The organism is Microbacterium telephonicum (genome assembly GCF_003651225.1).
Taxonomy (GTDB): Bacteria; Actinomycetota; Actinomycetes; order Actinomycetales; family Microbacteriaceae; genus Microbacterium; species Microbacterium telephonicum.
On record NZ_RCDB01000001.1, the window covers coordinates 979,594 to 994,326 of the forward strand.

A 14,733-nucleotide genomic window follows, 5' to 3' on the forward strand; every position below is an offset into this window, starting at 1 on the left:
GCGGGACGATGACGCGCCGGCCACGCCTGTGGGCCGTGATCGGCGCCACCGGCACCGGGAAGACGGCGCTGTCGCTCGACCTCGCCGAGGCGCTCGCCGCCCGCGGCGCCGGCGCTGAGATCGTCAACGCGGATGCGATGCAGCTGTACCGCGGCATGGACATCGGCACTGCGAAGCTGCCCCCCGCGGAGCGCCGCGGCATCCCGCACCACCTCTTCGATGCGCTCGACGTCGCCGAGGAAGCCGCCGTGGCCTGGTACCAGCCGGCGGCGCGCGCCGCGATCGAAGGCATCTTCTCGCGGGGCCTGGATGCGGTGCTCGTCGGCGGTTCCGGCCTGTACGTCTCGAGCGTGCTCTACGACTTCCGCTTCCCGCCGCGCGACCCCCGACTGCGGATGCGGCTGGAAGCGGAGTTGGAAGCCGACGGCCCGGACGCCCTGCGGGAGCGACTGCGGGCGCTCGATCCCGCCACGGCGGAGCGCATCGACCCGCGCAACGGCCGCCGCATCGTCCGCGCCCTCGAGGTCGTGCTGCAGGGGGCGCAGACCCACGGCGCCGCCCTGCCCGAGACGCCGCGCCTCTGGCACGAGCCGACGACGATCATCGGCGTGCAGCTCGAGCGCGCCGACCTCGTCGCACGCCTCGACCGGCGCGTCGAGGACATGTGGGCGGCAGGGCTCCTCGACGAAGTCGCGGGGTTGCGGGACGGCGGACTCGACGACGGCGTCACCTCCCGGCGCGCGATCGGGTACGCGCAGGCCCTCGCCCAGCTCGACGGCACCCTCGACGAGGGTGAGGCGATCGCGCAGACGCAGGCCCTCACGCGCCGCTACGCGCGCCGGCAGGTGTCGTGGTTCCGGCGCTACGACGACGTGAGGTGGACGACGCCGCCGGTCGACGCGGCGACGCTGGCAGACTCGATCACCGACTGACCTCGTCCTCACCGGTCAGCACCGGCGACCTTGACGCGAGAAAGGCCGCCAGTCCTGACCGGTGAGCGGGACGGCTGGATACAGCGACGCCTGGCAAGCGGCCCCGCACCGGCGGCCGCGGCATCCGCGCCGCTTCTAGGATGGGAGCATGGCCCACACCCTCGCGTTCACCAAGGGGCACGGCACCGGCAACGACTTCGTGATCATCGCCGACCCTGACGGTGACATCGACCTCGGCGACGACCAGGTCGCCGCCCTGTGCGACCGGCGGTTCGGCATCGGCGCCGACGGGACGCTGCGCGTCGTCCGCTCCGCCGCGATCGCCGAGGGCGCCGCCACGGCGGAGGCTGAGTGGTTCATGGACTACCGCAACGCCGACGGCTCGGCGGCGGAGATGTGCGGCAACGGCATCCGCGTGTTCGCGCGCTACCTCACAGACGCCGGCCTCGCCGACATCGACGCCGCTCCGCTGCGCATCGGCACCCGCGCGGGCGTGAAGACCGTCACCCGAAGCGACCTCGGCTTCGAGGTCGACGTCGGCGCGTTCCGCGTCGACGACGAGGACGTGCTGGTGCGCGCCCGCGGGCTCGACGTCTCCCGTCCCGGCGCCGGCGTCGACGTCGGCAACCCCCACGTCGTCGTCGCGCTCGGCTCGATCAGCGAGCTGGAGGGCATCGACCTCACGGTGCAGCCCGTCCTGAACCCGCAGCCGCGCCACGGTGCCAACATCGAGTTCGTCGTCCCCGCCGATCCGCTCGTGCGCGGCGGCGTCGGATCGATCCGGATGCGGGTGTTCGAGCGCGGCGTCGGCGAGACCCTCAGCTGCGGCACGGGGGTCGCCGCATCCGCCCTCGCCGTCCGGCACTGGGCCGGCGCTGCGGCGCCCGACCGCTGGAGTGTCGAGGTCCCGGGCGGCACGCTCGGCGTGCGGGTCGACGACGGGCACGTGTTCCTGTCGGGCCCCGCGACGCTCGTCTACTCGGGCGAGATCACGCTCGCCTGAGGGCGCCGGGCGCCGTCCTCGCTCACGGCAGGGCGATCGTCCCGGTCGCGTGCGTGCCGTGGTGGCGCACCTTGAGCACACGGAAACCGCGTCCGGTCGTCGTGCGGGTCACCGAGAATCCCCGGTCGAAGGATGCCGCGATCCACCGCTGCAGGGAGTCGGCGCCGAGATTGCGGGCCACGACGAACCACGCGTCGCTGCGTTCGCCGAGCCGCGGGATCCACTGCTCGAGCATGCCGTGCAGCTCGTTCTTGCCGACGCGGATCGGCGGATTGGAGCGGATGGTGCGAAACGCGATGTGGTCGGGAACATCCCCGGGCTGCACGGCGTTGACGTTGTCGAGGCCGAGATCGCGGGCATTGCGACGCACGAGGTCGAGCGCGCGCTCGTTGACGTCGACCGCCCACACGGTCGCGTGGGGCGACTGCAGCGCGAGCGAGAGCGCGATCGGCCCCCACCCGCATCCGAGGTCGAGCAGGTGTCCGCCCGGCGGTGCGGGCGGCGTGCTGGCCAGCAGCACGCCCGTCCCGGAGTCGACGTGGTCGGGGCTGAACACGCCGCCGGCCGTCGTCACATCCAGGTCGCGACCGGCCAAGGTCACGCGGATGCGGCGGAGGTTCTCGGGACTGGACGGCGACGCGCTGAAGTAGTGGTCACCGGACATGAGTGCGAGATTACCCGAGCCCGCGCCCAGGCGCGGAGACTAGAGTTCACGGATGGCCGTCGGCAGCGATGCCGCGGCCGCAGGAAGGAAGACATGACCGACACCACCTCCCACCCGAGCACCGACGAGTCACCGGTCGACCCGGTCGACCGGGTGCTCGCGCGCGCCGAGGCGCGGTCCGGGGCGCACGTGTTCGGCGCCGCGCAGGCGTTGCAGGACGAGGCGACCGTCTCGTACGGCGACACCGACGGCGACCAGTGGGACCGTGAGGAGCGCGCCGCACTGCGCCGCGTACCGGGCCTGTCCACCGAGCTCGAAGACGTCACCGAGGTCGAGTACCGGCAGCTGCGCCTGGAGAACGTCGTGCTCGTGGGTGTCTACCCGCAGGGGTCGCAGGAGGATGCCGAGAACTCGCTGCGCGAGCTCGCCGCCCTGTCCGAGACGGCCGGCGCCGTCGTGCTCGACGGTGTGCTGCAGCGTCGTCCGCACCCCGACCCGGCGACCTACATCGGTCGCGGCAAAGCCGACGAACTGCGCGACCTGGTCGCCGCCGTCGGCGCCGACACGGTGATCGCCGACACCGAGCTCGCCTCCAGCCAGCGCCGCGCGCTCGAAGACGTCGTCAAGGTGAAGGTCATCGACCGCACCACCGTCATCCTCGACATCTTCTCCCAGCACGCCAAGAGCCGCGAGGGCAAGGCGCAGGTCGAACTCGCCCAGCTCGAATACCTGCTGCCGCGCCTGCGCGGCTGGGGTGAGTCGATGAGCCGTCAGGCCGGTGGCCAGGTCGGCGCGGGCGGTGCGGGCATGGGCTCGCGCGGACCCGGTGAGACGAAGATCGAGCTCGACCGTCGCCGCATCCGCACCCGCATGGCGATGCTGCGCCGGCAGATCCGCGACTTCGCCCCGGCGCGCGAGGCGAAGCGCGCCGAGCGCAAGCGCAACACGATCCCGGCCGTCGCGATCGCCGGTTACACCAACGCTGGCAAGTCGAGCCTGCTCAACCGGCTCACCCGCGCCGGCGTGCTCGTGGAGAACGCCCTGTTCGCCACGCTCGACACCTCGGTGCGCCGCACCGAGACGACCGACGGGCGCGTCTACACGCTCACCGACACCGTCGGCTTCGTCCGCAATCTGCCGCATCAGCTCGTCGAGGCGTTCCGCTCTACGCTCGAGGAGGTGGCCGACGCCGACGTCATCGTGCACGTCGTCGACGGCTCCCACCCCGACCCGGCGGCGCAGTTGGCGACCGTCCGCGACGTGATCGGCGATGTGGGCGCGCGCGAGATCCCCGAGATCGTGGTGTTCAACAAGGCCGACCTGCTCGACGACGACACGCGGCTCGTGCTGCGAGGACTCGCGCCGCAGGCGCAGTTCGTGTCGTCGCGCACCGGCGAGGGCATCGACGAGCTGCGCGAGGTCATCGAGCAGACGCTGCCGCTCCCGGCCGTCGAGATCCGTGCCGTCGTGCCCTACGACCGCGGCGACCTGGTCTCGGCGGTGCACGAGCACGGCATCATCCTGAGTCAGGAGCACGGCGCCGACGGCACGGTGCTGCACGCGCACGTCCCGGCCGTGCTCGCCGGTCGCCTGGGCCCCTTCGCCCTCGCCTGACCGCGCCCCGTGCAGGCGGCCGGCGACGGTGCCGCGGGCGAGTCGCTCAGTCCAGGGGCACCGGAGCCACGCCCGGCGTCGGGAAGCCGAAGACCTGACCGAGGAAGGCGAGCTCGCTCTCCAGGGCGTGGACGATCGTCTCGGTGCGGCGGAACCCGTGCCCCTCGCCTTCGTACAGCACGTACGCGTGCGGCACGCCACGGGCGGCGAGGGCGTCGCGCAGCGCTTCGGACTGCGAGGGCGGCACGACCGCGTCGTCGGCACCCTGCTGGATCAGCAGCGGCGTACGCAGCCGTTCCGGCCTCGTCAGCGGTGACCGCTCGAGGTACACGACTTCGGCCTCCGGCAGCGGTCCGACGAGTCCGTCGAGGTACCGCGCCTCGAAGTCGTGTGTGTCGGCCGCGAGGGCCCGCAGGTCGGCGACGCCGTAACGCGAGATCCCCGCGCCGAACACGTCGGTGTCCACGAGCGCGCACAGCACCGTCCAGCCGCCCGCCGACCCGCCCTCGATCGCGATGCGCTCCGGGTCGGCTAGCCCGGCGGCGGCGAGACCGGATGCGGCCGCGGCGACGTCGAGCACGTCCACGACACCCCACTGTCCCTTCAGCCGCTCCCGGTAGGCGCGTCCGTAGCCGGTGGAGCCGCCGTAGTTCACATCGAGCACGCCGATGCCGCGACTGGTGAAGTAGGCGATCTTGCTGTCGGCGACGCCGCCGACGTGCGCGGTCGGGCCGCCGTGGACGAACACCAGGTACGGCGGCAGTTCGTCGTCGGGACCGGAATGGTCGGGGCTCGTGGGCGGGAAGTCGAACGCATGGACCGGGCCGAACGCCCCGTCGACCGTGAGGGCGCGCGCCTCCGGATACCACTGCGCATCCGCCGTGTCGGCCCCGCCCGCGACGGGGACGGTGTCTTCGCCGGGCGTGACGAGCCAGATTCCGCTTCCCCCGGGTGCCGCGCCCGACACGAGCAGGCGCTCGCCGTCGGTGGCCTCGACGAGCAGCCGCGCGGTGGGCGGCACCGGCAGGGCCGACGACGATCCGTCGGGCTCGATGAGCTCGAGACGGTCGGCGCCGTCCGTGCGCACGGCTGCGATGCGTCCGTTCGCGAGCGGCGCGTACCAGCGCGGACCGAGCACCCAGAGCGCCCCGCCGGTGTCGGCGTCGGCGGGGGAGACGGCGTCATGGTGCAGGTCGTCGCCCACCTGCAGGCGGAAGAGGTTCCAGCGTCCGTCGGGGTCGTCGGCGTAGAGCAGCGCCTCGGCGTCCAGCCACTCCGGCTGCAGTGCGGCGGTGCGCCCGCTCGTGGCCGCCGTCCACCGGGCGACGGTGCCGCCCTCGATCCGACCGACGCGCAATTCGGTGCGGTCCCACGGCATGTCGGGGTGGTTCCACGCCACCCACGCCAGGTGCGAACCGTCGGGCGAGAGCGCCGGCTGCGCCAGGAAGGTGCTGCCGGCGACGAGCTCGCGCGCCCCGTCGTCGTCGATGGAGACGATCGCGCGCCGCGGCACGCGCCCGTCGCCGTGGTGCTCAGAGATCGCGAGCAGCACGCCGTGCTGCCAGCGCAGCCCGCCGTAGCGCGTCGCGCCGTCGGCCGGGGTCAGCGCTCGCGGCTGCCCACCCGGGGTCAGCATCCACACGCGCTGGTCGGTCTTCTCGACGAAGAACAGGCGGCCGTCCTCGGTGGCCGCCCAACTGCCGCCGCCGTACTCGTGCACCTGAGAGCGGGCGTTCCACGGCGACGGCAGCACCGCGTCGGAAGAGCCGTCCGGGCGGCGACGCAGCACCGCGGTGCGCCCGCCTTCGTCCGGGATCGACTGCCCCCACCAGATCTCGTCTCCGACGAAGGCGGCGCCCTCGAATCGGGGAGAAGCGGAGGCCGCCCAGGCGGCGGACAGCGGCGACGGCCAGGAGCCGTAGGGGAGCGGGGCCATGCCCCCACGCTATCGGCCGCACCGTCCGCGGCGCCGACCGTGCGGAGTGTCGTCAGCCGAGCACTTCGACGCCGAAGCCGGCGACGACGGCACGCACCTCGGCGAGGTAGCGCTGCGCCTGGTCGGTCAGCGGGATCGCCGCATGGCCGATCCAGCCGATCTCGATGCGATCGTCGACGTCGAGCGGGATGGCGACGATCTCGGGGTCGAGCTGGTCGCTGATGATCCCCGTCGAGATCGTGTAGCCGTCGAGCCCGATCATCAGGTTGAAGATCGTCGCACGGTCGGAGACGCGGATCTCCCGCGCGCTCGACAGCGTCGAGAGGATCTCCTCCGAGAAGTAGAACGAGTTGTTCGTCCCCTGGTCGAAGGTGAGCCGGGGCAGGCCCACCAGATCGGCGAGCGTGGCCCTGCCCCGCGCGGCGAGCGGGTTGCGGCGAGAGATGAAGATGTGGGGTGCGGCGGCGAAGAGCGGGTGGAACACCAGCCCGCAGTCGCGCAGCAGGCGATCGATGACGTTGCGGTTGAAGTCGTTGCGGTACAGGATGCCGAGCTCGCTGCGGAGGGTGCGGACATCCTCGATGATGTCCCACGTGCGTGACTCGCGCAGCGCGAATTCGTACTCGTCGGCACCGCTGGCCTTGACCATCCGCACGAAGGCGTCGACGGCGAACGAGTAGTGCTGCGTCGACACGCCGAGCAGGCGACGCGACGGCGGGCGTCCCAGATAGCGCTGCTCGAGCAGCTCGACCTGCTCGACCACCTGTCGCGCGTAGCCGAGGAACTCCGCTCCCTCGTCGGTGAGGCCGACGCCCCGAGCGGACCGGGTCAGCAGCACGCGACCCACGCGGGCCTCGAGGTCCTTCATCGCGGCCGACATGGTCGGCTGCGCGACGTACAGCACATCTGCCGCGGCGGAGATCGAGCCCTCCGCGGCGACCTCGATGAAGTACCGCAGGTGCTGCAGTGTCACGCCGCTCGACCGTCGGGATGCCTGGGTCATAGGAGACGACTATATGACCGAATAGTCACGGTTGGTTACCCGATATCTGCGTGAGGTTGCACGATAGAGAGATCCCTCCCCGCGCGGCCGGACGGCCGCTCCTCCCGACGATTGGCCAGCCATGGCGGACGACTTCACGTTCAGCATCACCACGACCCGCTTCGACGAGGACTACGCGCCGTCGGAGGACTCGCGGATCACGACGAACTTCGCCAACCTGGCCCGCGGCGAGCACCGCCGCGAGAACCTGCGCAACACCCTGACGATGATCGACCGCCGATTCAACGACCTCGTGCGCGAGGAAAACGCCGACGGCGACCGCTACACGGTCGAACTCGAGATCGTCTCGGTACAGCTGGAGTTCGCCGCGGCGGGCGTGGACCGGCGGTTCCCCCTCATCGAGGTGCTCGACGTCCACCTGCTCGACCGGCTCACGGGCCGGCGCACGCACGGGATCGTCGGGAACAACTTCTCCTCGTACGTCCGCGACTACGACTTCAGCGTGCTGCTGCCCGCCGCGAACCCGGGCGGCGGAGCCCCGGTGATCCCGAGCGACTTCGGCGAGCTGCACGGCAAGCTGTTCCAGCGCTTCCTCGAGTCGACGACCTACCGGGAGCGCTTCCCCCAGTCGCCGGTCATCTGCATCAGCGTCTCGACGAGCAAGGTCTACCGGCGATCCGACTACCGGCATCCGGTCCTCGGCGTCGAATACGAGCAGGACGCGTACTCGCTCACCGACGAGTACTTCGCGCGGATGGGACTGCAGGTGCGCTACTTCATGCCGCCGGGGAGTGTCGCGCCGCTCGCGTTCTACTTCCGCGGCGATCTGACGGCCGACTACACCGACCTGCAGCTGGCCGGCACGATCAGCACGATGGAGGCGTTCCAGAAGATCTACCGCCCCGAGATCTACAACGCCAACTCCGCCGCGCCGGCCGTCTACCGGCCGAGCCTCGGCGCGCAGGACTTTTCCCGCACCCGGATCGACTACGACCGCGACGAGCGCAGCCGCCTCGCCCTCACGCAGGGCCGGTACACGCAGGAGCACTTCATCGAGCCCCACCGCGACGTCCTGGAACGCTGGGCGGCCGACTACCGGGTACCCGTCGCATGACCAGCGGAGGATCATCGATCATGCACACGCTTCTTCCGACCACGATCGTCGGCAGCCTGCCCAAACCCTCCTGGCTCGCACAGCCTGAGGTCCTGTGGTCGCCGTGGGCGCTGGAGGGCGACGCCCTGCGCGAAGGCAAGCAGGATGCGCTGCGCCTCGCCGTCCAGGATCAGACCCGCCGCGGCATCGACATCGTGAGCGACGGCGAGCAGACCCGTCAGCATTTCGTCACGACGTTCATCGAGCACCTCAGCGGCGTCGACTTCGAAAAGCGCGAAACCGTCCGCATCCGCGACCGCTACGACGCGAGCGTCCCGACCGTCGTCGGCGAGGTGCGCCGGGAGCGCCCCGTGTTCGTCGACGACGCGATCGCCCTGCGCGAGAGCACCGACCGCCCGATCAAGTGGGCGCTGCCCGGGCCCATGACGATGGTCGACACCCTCTACGACGCCCACTACAAGAGCCGCGAGAAGCTGGCGTGGGAGTTCGCGAAGATCCTGAACGAAGAGGCGCGCGAGCTCGAGGCGGCGGGCGTGGACGTCATCCAGTTCGACGAGCCGTCGTTCAACGTGTTCTTCGACGAGGTCAAGGACTGGGGGGTCGCCGCCCTGGAGCGCGCGACGGAGGGCCTGCACGCTCAGACCGCGGTGCACATCTGCTACGGCTACGGCATCAAGGCGAACACGGACTGGAAGGCGACGCTGGGATCCCAGTGGCGGCAGTACGAGGAGTCCTTCCCCCTGCTGCAGCGCTCCAGCCTCGACATCATCTCGCTCGAATGCCAGAACTCGCATGTGCCGATGGAGCTCATCGAGCTCGTCCGCGGCAAGAAGGTGATGCTCGGCGCGATCGACGTCGCGAACGAGCAGGTCGAGACCCCCGATGAGGTGGCCGACACGCTGCGCCGCGCGCTGTCCTACGTCGACGCCGAGAACCTCATCCCGAGCACGAACTGCGGCCTGGCGCCCTTCCCGCGCGCGATCGCGCAGCGGAAGCTGAGCGCACTCAGCGCGGGGGCGGCCATCGTCCGGGGCGAGATCGCGCAGACCGCGCAGGTCGCCTCGTGAGCACGGCCGCCGCGCCGTCGCCGGACAACGCGCTGCGGATGCCCGAGCGCGGGTTCACGGCATCCCTCTCGCCGGCGGAGTTCAAGGCGCTGTTCCGGGGACACCCGGGTGGTGTCGCGGTCATCACGGCGGATGCCGGCGACGGTCCGGTCGCGCTGACGGCGACATCCGTGTCGTCGGTCAGCGCCGAACCCCCGCTCTTGATCTTCTCGATCTCCACCCTGTCGTCCTCGGCCGGCGTGCTCTCGCGCGCCGAGACCGTCGTCGTGCACCTGCTCGACGCGCACGACCTCGAACTGGCCAAGCTCGGCGCCACCAGCGGGATCGACCGGTTCGCGCAGGGGCGCGGGTGGTCGCGGCTGACGACCGGCGAGCCCGTGTACGACGACGTCCGCGCGTGGGTGCGCTGCGCCGTCATCGACCGTATGGATGCGGGGACCTCGACGGTCATCGCCGCGCACGCCCTGGAGTCGGGCTTCGGGCGCGACGTCGCGCCGGGCGAGGCGGGCGACGCGCTCGTCTACCACAACCGCGGCTGGCATCGCCTGAGCGATCAGTCCCGGATCGCCGACTGACCCGCCGTCTCCTCGACGACGACTTCCACCACGGCGATCGGCGTGGTCTCGTCCTCACGCACCTGCACGAGCTCGGAGAGCCACCATGCGACCAGGGCGACGATCAGCACGAGGAACACCTCACCCGCGGTGAGTGGCCGCAGCGCGAGCCGCCAGATGATCGCGAGCGCCGCGATGGCCGCACGGACGACGCCGCGCTGCGCGGACATCCAGCGGCCGAAGCGGCCGGTATCGACGCCGCAGCCGGCGAGCGAGCGGCGCAGGCCGCTGTTGACCGACTCGACGCCGGCGCGTACGGCCACGGCGGGGCGTGAGGCGCCGTTCGTCCAGGCCAGCACGGCGATCACCGCGCCCAGGAGGGCGATGATCGCCGCGGTGTGCGCCATGCCCGCCGAGACCTGCTGATAGATCACCCCGAGCGCCGACGGTGAGAGGTCCGCCTGCGATGCGACCGTCCCCATGAGGCCGGCACCGATCGCGATGCCGATCGCGAGCGACCCGCCGCCGATCAGCAGCGGGACACCCGAGCCGAGCAGTGCCGTCGAGCGTCGCCGGGCGATGAGCACACCGAGCAGGAACAGGCCGAGCGAGACCAGCGGGAGCCAGTACCCGACGGCCGTCGCCACGGCGTACCCGGTGCGCACCAGGGCGAGGTTCTCGCCGGTGCCGAGGATGACCACACGGTCGATCTGCGGGATGAGTCCTGCGACGCCGTCGATGACGTCGGAGGTCAGCGCAGCGAAGTCGACGCGCGCCGCGATGGCGGCCATCGTCTCGTCGACGATCATGTCCTGCACGGCGGCGTCGGAGGCCAGCGGCGCGAGGGTGTCGACGAAGCTGGCCTCGTCGACGAGCTGCACACGCGCCCAGGCGGTGACGATCGAGATCGGCACGAGGATCGCCCAACTGCGGGTGCACGCGACACCCTGCCGTCCGGGTGTCACCCGCGCGGGGCGGCTCAGACGGCGCGCATCAGGGCGACGACTTTGCCCAGCACGACCGCTTCGTCGCCGAGGATCGGCTCGAAGGCGCTGTTGCGCGGCAGGAGCCACGTGTGGCCGTCGCGTCGGCGGAAGGTCTTGACGGTCGCCTCGCCGTCGAGCATCGCCGCGACGATGTCGCCGTTGTCGGCCGTCGACTGCGAGCGGACGACGACCCAGTCGCCGTCGCAGATGGCGGCGTCGATCATCGACTCGCCCACGACCTTGAGCATGAACAGTTCTCCCTTGCCCACGAGCTGGCGGGGGAGGGGGAAGATCTCCTCGACCTGCTGGTCTGCGGTGATGGGCACTCCCGCGGCGATGCGGCCGACGAGCGGGACGAGGGCGGCGTCGCCGATCGACGGAGCCGCGTCGGCGGGGTTCTCCGCCGCGGTGCCGGGGAGATCGATCAGCACCTCCATGGCCCGGGTCTTGCCCGCGTCGCGGCGGAGATAGCCGCTGAGCTCGAGCTGGTTGAGCTGATGGGTCACGCTAGAGAGCGACTTCAGGCCCACCGCATCCCCGATCTCGCGCATGCTCGGCGGGTAGCCGTGACGCGCGATGGATCGCTGGATGACCTCGAGGATCGCCATCTGCTTGTCACTCAGGCTCTTGCGGCGGCGCGTCTGGGGTCTGTCGCTCTGGGGCTTCTCGCTCATTCGGAACTCCTCGGTCGCGACCGTCTCCGCCGTCGCCGGCTTCGAATGTCGGAGGTGGGTGATGTGCTCTGGTCATCGAAACCGTATCCGCCATCCCGGACTCCACGCCGCACCTTCGCGCGTGTCGTCTTCGATCGGGTTCCGATTCCGAGACCACTTGACAGTTCGACTATATCGAAGATAGCTTCGGAAGAGAAGTTCGCATCCGGCCCCCCCGGCCGAGGGGCGGATGCGAACCTCTCCCCATCCGAGGCCACCGAGGAGGACACCATGACCACGATCGACATCGCCGCCCCCGCGCTGCACGTCCGTCCCGCCGTCCCCACCACGCGGCTGCGCCTCACCGTCCGCGGGCGCCGCGTGATCGCGGTCCTCGCCTCGCTCCCCGCCGTCATCGCGCTCGCCCTCGCGATCCTCTCCGGCGGCAGCGCCATCGCCTCGCACGACGCCGGCGCCCCCGCGGGCACGTTCGCCACGGTCACGGTCGTCCCTGGCGACACGCTGTGGTCCATCGCGGGCGACATCGCGCCCGACGCCGACCCCCGCGACGTCGTCGACCAGATCGTCACGCTCAACGCGCTGCCGACCGGCGACGTCATCCCCGGGCAGTCGCTGTCGATCCCGGTGGAGTACAGCGCCGGACGGTGATCGAGCCGCGGCCCGTCTCTCCGCGGGGATGTACCCGTTCCCGCCCCGTAGCATGGGTGGGATGAGCGCGAGTCTCGACGACCTCCCCCTCCGCGACGACCTCCGGGGGCTCACCCCCTACGGCGCGCCCCAGGCGCCGTTGCCGGTCGCGCTGAACGTCAACGAGAACACCCACCCGGTCCCCGAGGACGTTGCCGACGACATCCTCGACGGCATCGCCCGTGCGCTGCGGGACGTCAACCGCTACCCCGACCGCGAGTTCACCTCGCTGCGCGAAGGGTTCGCCGACTACCTCGGGCACGGACTGACCCCGGAGCAGATCTGGGCGGCGAACGGCTCGAACGAGGTGCTCCAGCACCTGCTGCAGGCCTTCGCCGGTCCCGGCCGCACCGCCTTCGGGTTCGGCCCCACCTACTCGATGTACCCGCTCCTCACCCGCGCGACGGGCGCCGAGTACGTGACGGGAACGCGCGGCGTGGACTACACGCTGACGCCCGAGGACGCCGCCGCGCAGGTGGCGGATGCCGCGCCCGACGTCGTGTTCCTCTGCGCGCCGAACAACCCCACCGGCACACCGCTGTCGCTGGAGACCATCGCCGCCGTCTACGACGCGGCCCCCGGCATCGTCATCGTCGACGAGGCGTACCAGGAATTCGCCCCGCGCGAGTCCCGCTCCGCCCTGACGCTGTTGCCCGACCGTGAGCGTCTCGTCGTCTCGCGCACGATGAGCAAGGCGTTCGCCTTCGCCGGCGCCCGCGTGGGGTACCTCGCCGCCGATCCGGCGCTGATCGACGCGCTGCGCCTCGTGCGCCTGCCCTACCACCTGAGCGCGCTCACGCAGGCGGCGGCGACCGCGGCGCTGCGGCACGCCCCCACGATGCTCGGCATGGTCGACGAGATCGTGTCCCAGCGCGACCGCATGTCTGCGACGCTCGAGGCCCTCGGTTACCAGCCGTACGAGTCGTGGACGAACTTCGTCCTGTTCTCTGGCGTCGACGACCCGGCGCACACCTGGCAGGGCCTGTACGACCGCGGCATCCTGATCCGCGACGTCGGCATCCCGCACGCGCTGCGCGTGACGGCCGGCACCGAGCAGGAGACGTCGGCCTTCCTCGACGCGCTCGCCTCGCTCTGAGGCGCGTGCCGACGCGCCGACGCGGTGCGTCGCGCGCCGTCATGCGGCCCGCTCCGCCGCCGGCGCCTCGGTAGACTCGCCGACATGAGCAGCCCCGCATCCCGCACGGCGCAGATCCGCCGCGCGACGAGCGAATCCACCGTCGAACTCGAACTCGACCTGGACGGCACCGGCCAGAGCCACATCGACACCACCGTCCCGTTCTTCGACCACCTGCTCACGGCGTTCGCGAAGCACTCGCTGACCGATCTGAGCGTCCGGGCGTCCGGTGACACCGACATCGACGCCCACCACACGGTCGAAGACGTCTCGATCGTGCTCGGCCAGGCGATCCGTCAGGCGCTCGGCGACAAGAGAGGCATCTCGCGCTACGGCGACGCCCTCGTCCCGCTCGACGAGGCGCTCGCGCAGGCCGTCGTCGACATCTCAGGACGGCCCTATCTCGTGCACACCGGTGAGCCCGCCGGGTTCGAGCACCACCTCATCGGCGGCCACTTCACGGGCTCGCTCGTGCGCCACACCTTCGAGGCCCTCGCCTTCAACGGTGCGCTCACGGTGCACGTGAGGGTGCTGGGCGGCCGCGACCCGCACCACATCGCCGAGGCCGAGTACAAGGCGTTCGCGCGCGCGTTCCGCCAGGCGAAGTCGCTCGACCCGCTCGTCGTGGGGGTGCCGAGCACCAAGGGTGCGCTGTGACCGCGTCGTCGCGGCCGCTCGTCGCCGTGCTCGACTACGGCTCGGGCAACGTCCATTCGGCCGTGAAGGCGCTCGTCGCCGCCGGAGCGGACGCGCGGTTGACCGCCGACCGCGGCCTCGTCCAGGATGCCGCCGGGCTCGTCGTGCCCGGTGTCGGCGCCTTCGCCGCCGTCGCCGAGGCACTGCGCGCCCAGCGCGGCGACGAACTCATCGAGCGACGCCTCGCCGGTGGTCTGCCGGTGCTGGGCATCTGCGTGGGCATGCAGGTGCTCTTCGCGCACGGCGTCGAGCGCGGGGTCGACACGGAGGGCCTCGGCGAATGGCCGGGCGCCGTCACCGAGCTCGATGCCGCCGTCCTCCCGCACATGGGCTGGAACACCGTGCGTGCGGGCGAGGGCTCGACGCTCTTCGACGGCATCGAGGACGAGCGGTTCTACTTCGTGCACTCCTACGGCGCCCAGCATTGGAGCCTCGACGTCGTGCGCCCGTTCCGCGAGCCCGTGCTCACCTGGTGCGACTACGGTGCCCCGTTCCTCGCCGCGGTCGAGAACGGCCCCCTGTCGGCGACGCAGTTCCACCCCGAGAAGTCGGGGGAGGCGGGCATCCGCCTGCTCTCGAACTGGATCGGATCGCTCCCGCAACCCCGGTAGGCTCTTGCCTCGTGCGTGCGCGCCACGGGCGTGCGGGCCTTCCCACAGCACCCCAGA

General features: G+C 71.4%; 15 protein-coding genes. 10 read left to right on the forward strand and 5 right to left on the reverse strand.

Annotated elements, in window-relative coordinates; genetic code table 11:
• The first annotated feature begins 8 nt into the window (after window positions 1–8).
• Window positions 9–932 carry a tRNA (adenosine(37)-N6)-dimethylallyltransferase MiaA gene (miaA, locus tag C7474_RS04815; RefSeq protein ID WP_121057775.1) on the forward strand — a complete coding sequence of 308 codons (924 nt, stop codon included), beginning with the start codon at window positions 9–11 and terminating at the stop codon, window positions 930–932.
• Window positions 933–1,080: 148 nt separating this feature from the next.
• Window positions 1,081–1,935 carry a diaminopimelate epimerase gene (dapF, locus tag C7474_RS04820; protein ID WP_121057776.1) on the forward strand — a complete coding sequence of 285 codons (855 nt, stop codon included), beginning with the start codon at window positions 1,081–1,083 and terminating at the stop codon, window positions 1,933–1,935.
• A 22-nt stretch (window positions 1,936–1,957) separates the two neighbouring features.
• Here dapF and C7474_RS04825 read toward each other — a convergent pair whose 3' ends face one another.
• On the reverse strand, window positions 1,958–2,599 hold the full coding sequence (locus tag C7474_RS04825; RefSeq protein ID WP_121057777.1) for a class I SAM-dependent methyltransferase: 642 nt from the start codon (window positions 2,597–2,599) through the stop codon (window positions 1,958–1,960).
• Window positions 2,600–2,692: 93 nt separating this feature from the next.
• On the opposite strand from C7474_RS04825, the gene hflX reads away from it, so the two are divergent.
• On the forward strand, window positions 2,693–4,213 hold the full coding sequence (gene hflX, locus C7474_RS04830; protein WP_121057778.1) for a GTPase HflX: 1,521 nt from the start codon (window positions 2,693–2,695) through the stop codon (window positions 4,211–4,213).
• A 46-nt stretch (window positions 4,214–4,259) separates the two neighbouring features.
• On the opposite strand, the gene C7474_RS04835 is transcribed toward hflX, so the two are convergent.
• Both C7474_RS04835 and C7474_RS04840 read right to left on the reverse strand, forming a co-directional pair.
• Window positions 4,260–6,149: a prolyl oligopeptidase family serine peptidase gene (locus C7474_RS04835; RefSeq protein WP_121057779.1), complete on the reverse strand. Its 1,890-nt coding sequence runs from the start codon at window positions 6,147–6,149 to the stop codon at window positions 4,260–4,262.
• A 52-nt stretch (window positions 6,150–6,201) separates the two neighbouring features.
• Window positions 6,202–7,152 (reverse strand): LysR family transcriptional regulator, encoded by a 951-nt coding sequence (locus C7474_RS04840; RefSeq protein ID WP_121057780.1) that lies wholly within the window; start codon window positions 7,150–7,152, stop codon window positions 6,202–6,204.
• A gap of 121 nt (window positions 7,153–7,273) precedes the next feature.
• On the opposite strand from C7474_RS04840, the gene C7474_RS04845 reads away from it, so the two are divergent.
• From C7474_RS04845 to C7474_RS04855, 3 genes are read left to right on the forward strand one after another with little or no spacing between them, the layout of a single operon-like run.
• Window positions 7,274–8,266 (forward strand): putative oxygenase MesX, encoded by a 993-nt coding sequence (locus tag C7474_RS04845; protein WP_121057781.1) that lies wholly within the window; start codon window positions 7,274–7,276, stop codon window positions 8,264–8,266.
• A 20-nt stretch (window positions 8,267–8,286) separates the two neighbouring features.
• Window positions 8,287–9,333 (forward strand): methionine synthase, encoded by a 1,047-nt coding sequence (locus C7474_RS04850; protein WP_121057782.1) that lies wholly within the window; start codon window positions 8,287–8,289, stop codon window positions 9,331–9,333.
• A 38-nt stretch (window positions 9,334–9,371) separates the two neighbouring features.
• Window positions 9,372–9,908: a flavin reductase family protein gene (locus C7474_RS04855; protein WP_121057908.1), complete on the forward strand. Its 537-nt coding sequence runs from the start codon at window positions 9,372–9,374 to the stop codon at window positions 9,906–9,908.
• Here C7474_RS04855 and C7474_RS04860 read toward each other — a convergent pair.
• Together C7474_RS04860 and lexA are read right to left on the reverse strand one after the other, a co-directional pair.
• Complete coding sequence (locus C7474_RS04860) at window positions 9,887–10,801, reverse strand: hypothetical protein (protein ID WP_121057783.1); 915 nt, start codon at window positions 10,799–10,801, stop codon at window positions 9,887–9,889. The two genes, C7474_RS04855 and C7474_RS04860, sit on opposite strands and share 22 nt — an antisense overlap.
• A 65-nt stretch (window positions 10,802–10,866) precedes the next feature.
• Window positions 10,867–11,547, reverse strand: a complete 681-nt coding sequence (lexA, locus tag C7474_RS04865; protein WP_121057784.1) for a transcriptional repressor LexA — start codon at window positions 11,545–11,547, stop codon at window positions 10,867–10,869.
• A gap of 270 nt (window positions 11,548–11,817) precedes the next feature.
• Between lexA and C7474_RS04870 the strand changes: the two genes are divergently transcribed.
• The 4 genes from C7474_RS04870 to hisH all read left to right on the forward strand — a co-directional run bounded on the left by C7474_RS04870 (window position 11,818) and on the right by hisH (window position 14,676).
• Entirely contained in the window at window positions 11,818–12,195 is a 378-nt protein-coding gene (locus C7474_RS04870) for a LysM peptidoglycan-binding domain-containing protein (protein ID WP_121057785.1), read from the forward strand.
• 61 nt (window positions 12,196–12,256) lie between these two features.
• Complete coding sequence (locus C7474_RS04875; RefSeq protein ID WP_121057786.1) at window positions 12,257–13,330, forward strand: histidinol-phosphate transaminase; 1,074 nt, start codon at window positions 12,257–12,259, stop codon at window positions 13,328–13,330.
• An 84-nt stretch (window positions 13,331–13,414) separates the two neighbouring features.
• Window positions 13,415–14,026 carry an imidazoleglycerol-phosphate dehydratase HisB gene (gene hisB, locus C7474_RS04880; RefSeq protein ID WP_121057787.1) on the forward strand — a complete coding sequence of 204 codons (612 nt, stop codon included), beginning with the start codon at window positions 13,415–13,417 and terminating at the stop codon, window positions 14,024–14,026.
• Window positions 14,023–14,676: an imidazole glycerol phosphate synthase subunit HisH gene (gene hisH, locus C7474_RS04885; RefSeq protein ID WP_121057788.1), complete on the forward strand. Its 654-nt coding sequence runs from the start codon at window positions 14,023–14,025 to the stop codon at window positions 14,674–14,676. The genes hisB and hisH overlap by 4 nt, the downstream gene beginning before the upstream one ends.
• Window positions 14,677–14,733: the final 57 nt, after the last annotated feature.

What these genes read in the sequence shown, in the direction of transcription:
- C7474_RS04835 (WP_121057779.1), bottom strand. Translation starts at nt 6,149, where the DNA reads ATGGCCCCGCTCCCCTACGGCTCCTGGCCGTCGCCGCTGTCCGCCGCC.
- hflX (WP_121057778.1), top strand. Translation starts at nt 2,693, where the DNA reads ATGACCGACACCACCTCCCACCCGAGCACCGACGAGTCACCGGTCGAC.
- C7474_RS04855 (WP_121057908.1), top strand. Translation starts at nt 9,372, where the DNA reads ATGCCCGAGCGCGGGTTCACGGCATCCCTCTCGCCGGCGGAGTTCAAG.
- C7474_RS04825 (WP_121057777.1), bottom strand. Translation starts at nt 2,599, where the DNA reads ATGTCCGGTGACCACTACTTCAGCGCGTCGCCGTCCAGTCCCGAGAAC.
- C7474_RS04850 (WP_121057782.1), top strand. Translation starts at nt 8,287, where the DNA reads ATGCACACGCTTCTTCCGACCACGATCGTCGGCAGCCTGCCCAAACCC.
- dapF (WP_121057776.1), top strand. Translation starts at nt 1,081, where the DNA reads ATGGCCCACACCCTCGCGTTCACCAAGGGGCACGGCACCGGCAACGAC.
- C7474_RS04845 (WP_121057781.1), top strand. Translation starts at nt 7,274, where the DNA reads ATGGCGGACGACTTCACGTTCAGCATCACCACGACCCGCTTCGACGAG.
- hisB (WP_121057787.1), top strand. Translation starts at nt 13,415, where the DNA reads ATGAGCAGCCCCGCATCCCGCACGGCGCAGATCCGCCGCGCGACGAGC.
- C7474_RS04840 (WP_121057780.1), bottom strand. Translation starts at nt 7,152, where the DNA reads ATGACCCAGGCATCCCGACGGTCGAGCGGCGTGACACTGCAGCACCTG.
- C7474_RS04870 (WP_121057785.1), top strand. Translation starts at nt 11,818, where the DNA reads ATGACCACGATCGACATCGCCGCCCCCGCGCTGCACGTCCGTCCCGCC.
- C7474_RS04875 (WP_121057786.1), top strand. Translation starts at nt 12,257, where the DNA reads ATGAGCGCGAGTCTCGACGACCTCCCCCTCCGCGACGACCTCCGGGGG.
- miaA (WP_121057775.1), top strand. Translation starts at nt 9, where the DNA reads ATGACGCGCCGGCCACGCCTGTGGGCCGTGATCGGCGCCACCGGCACC.
- lexA (WP_121057784.1), bottom strand. Translation starts at nt 11,547, where the DNA reads ATGAGCGAGAAGCCCCAGAGCGACAGACCCCAGACGCGCCGCCGCAAG.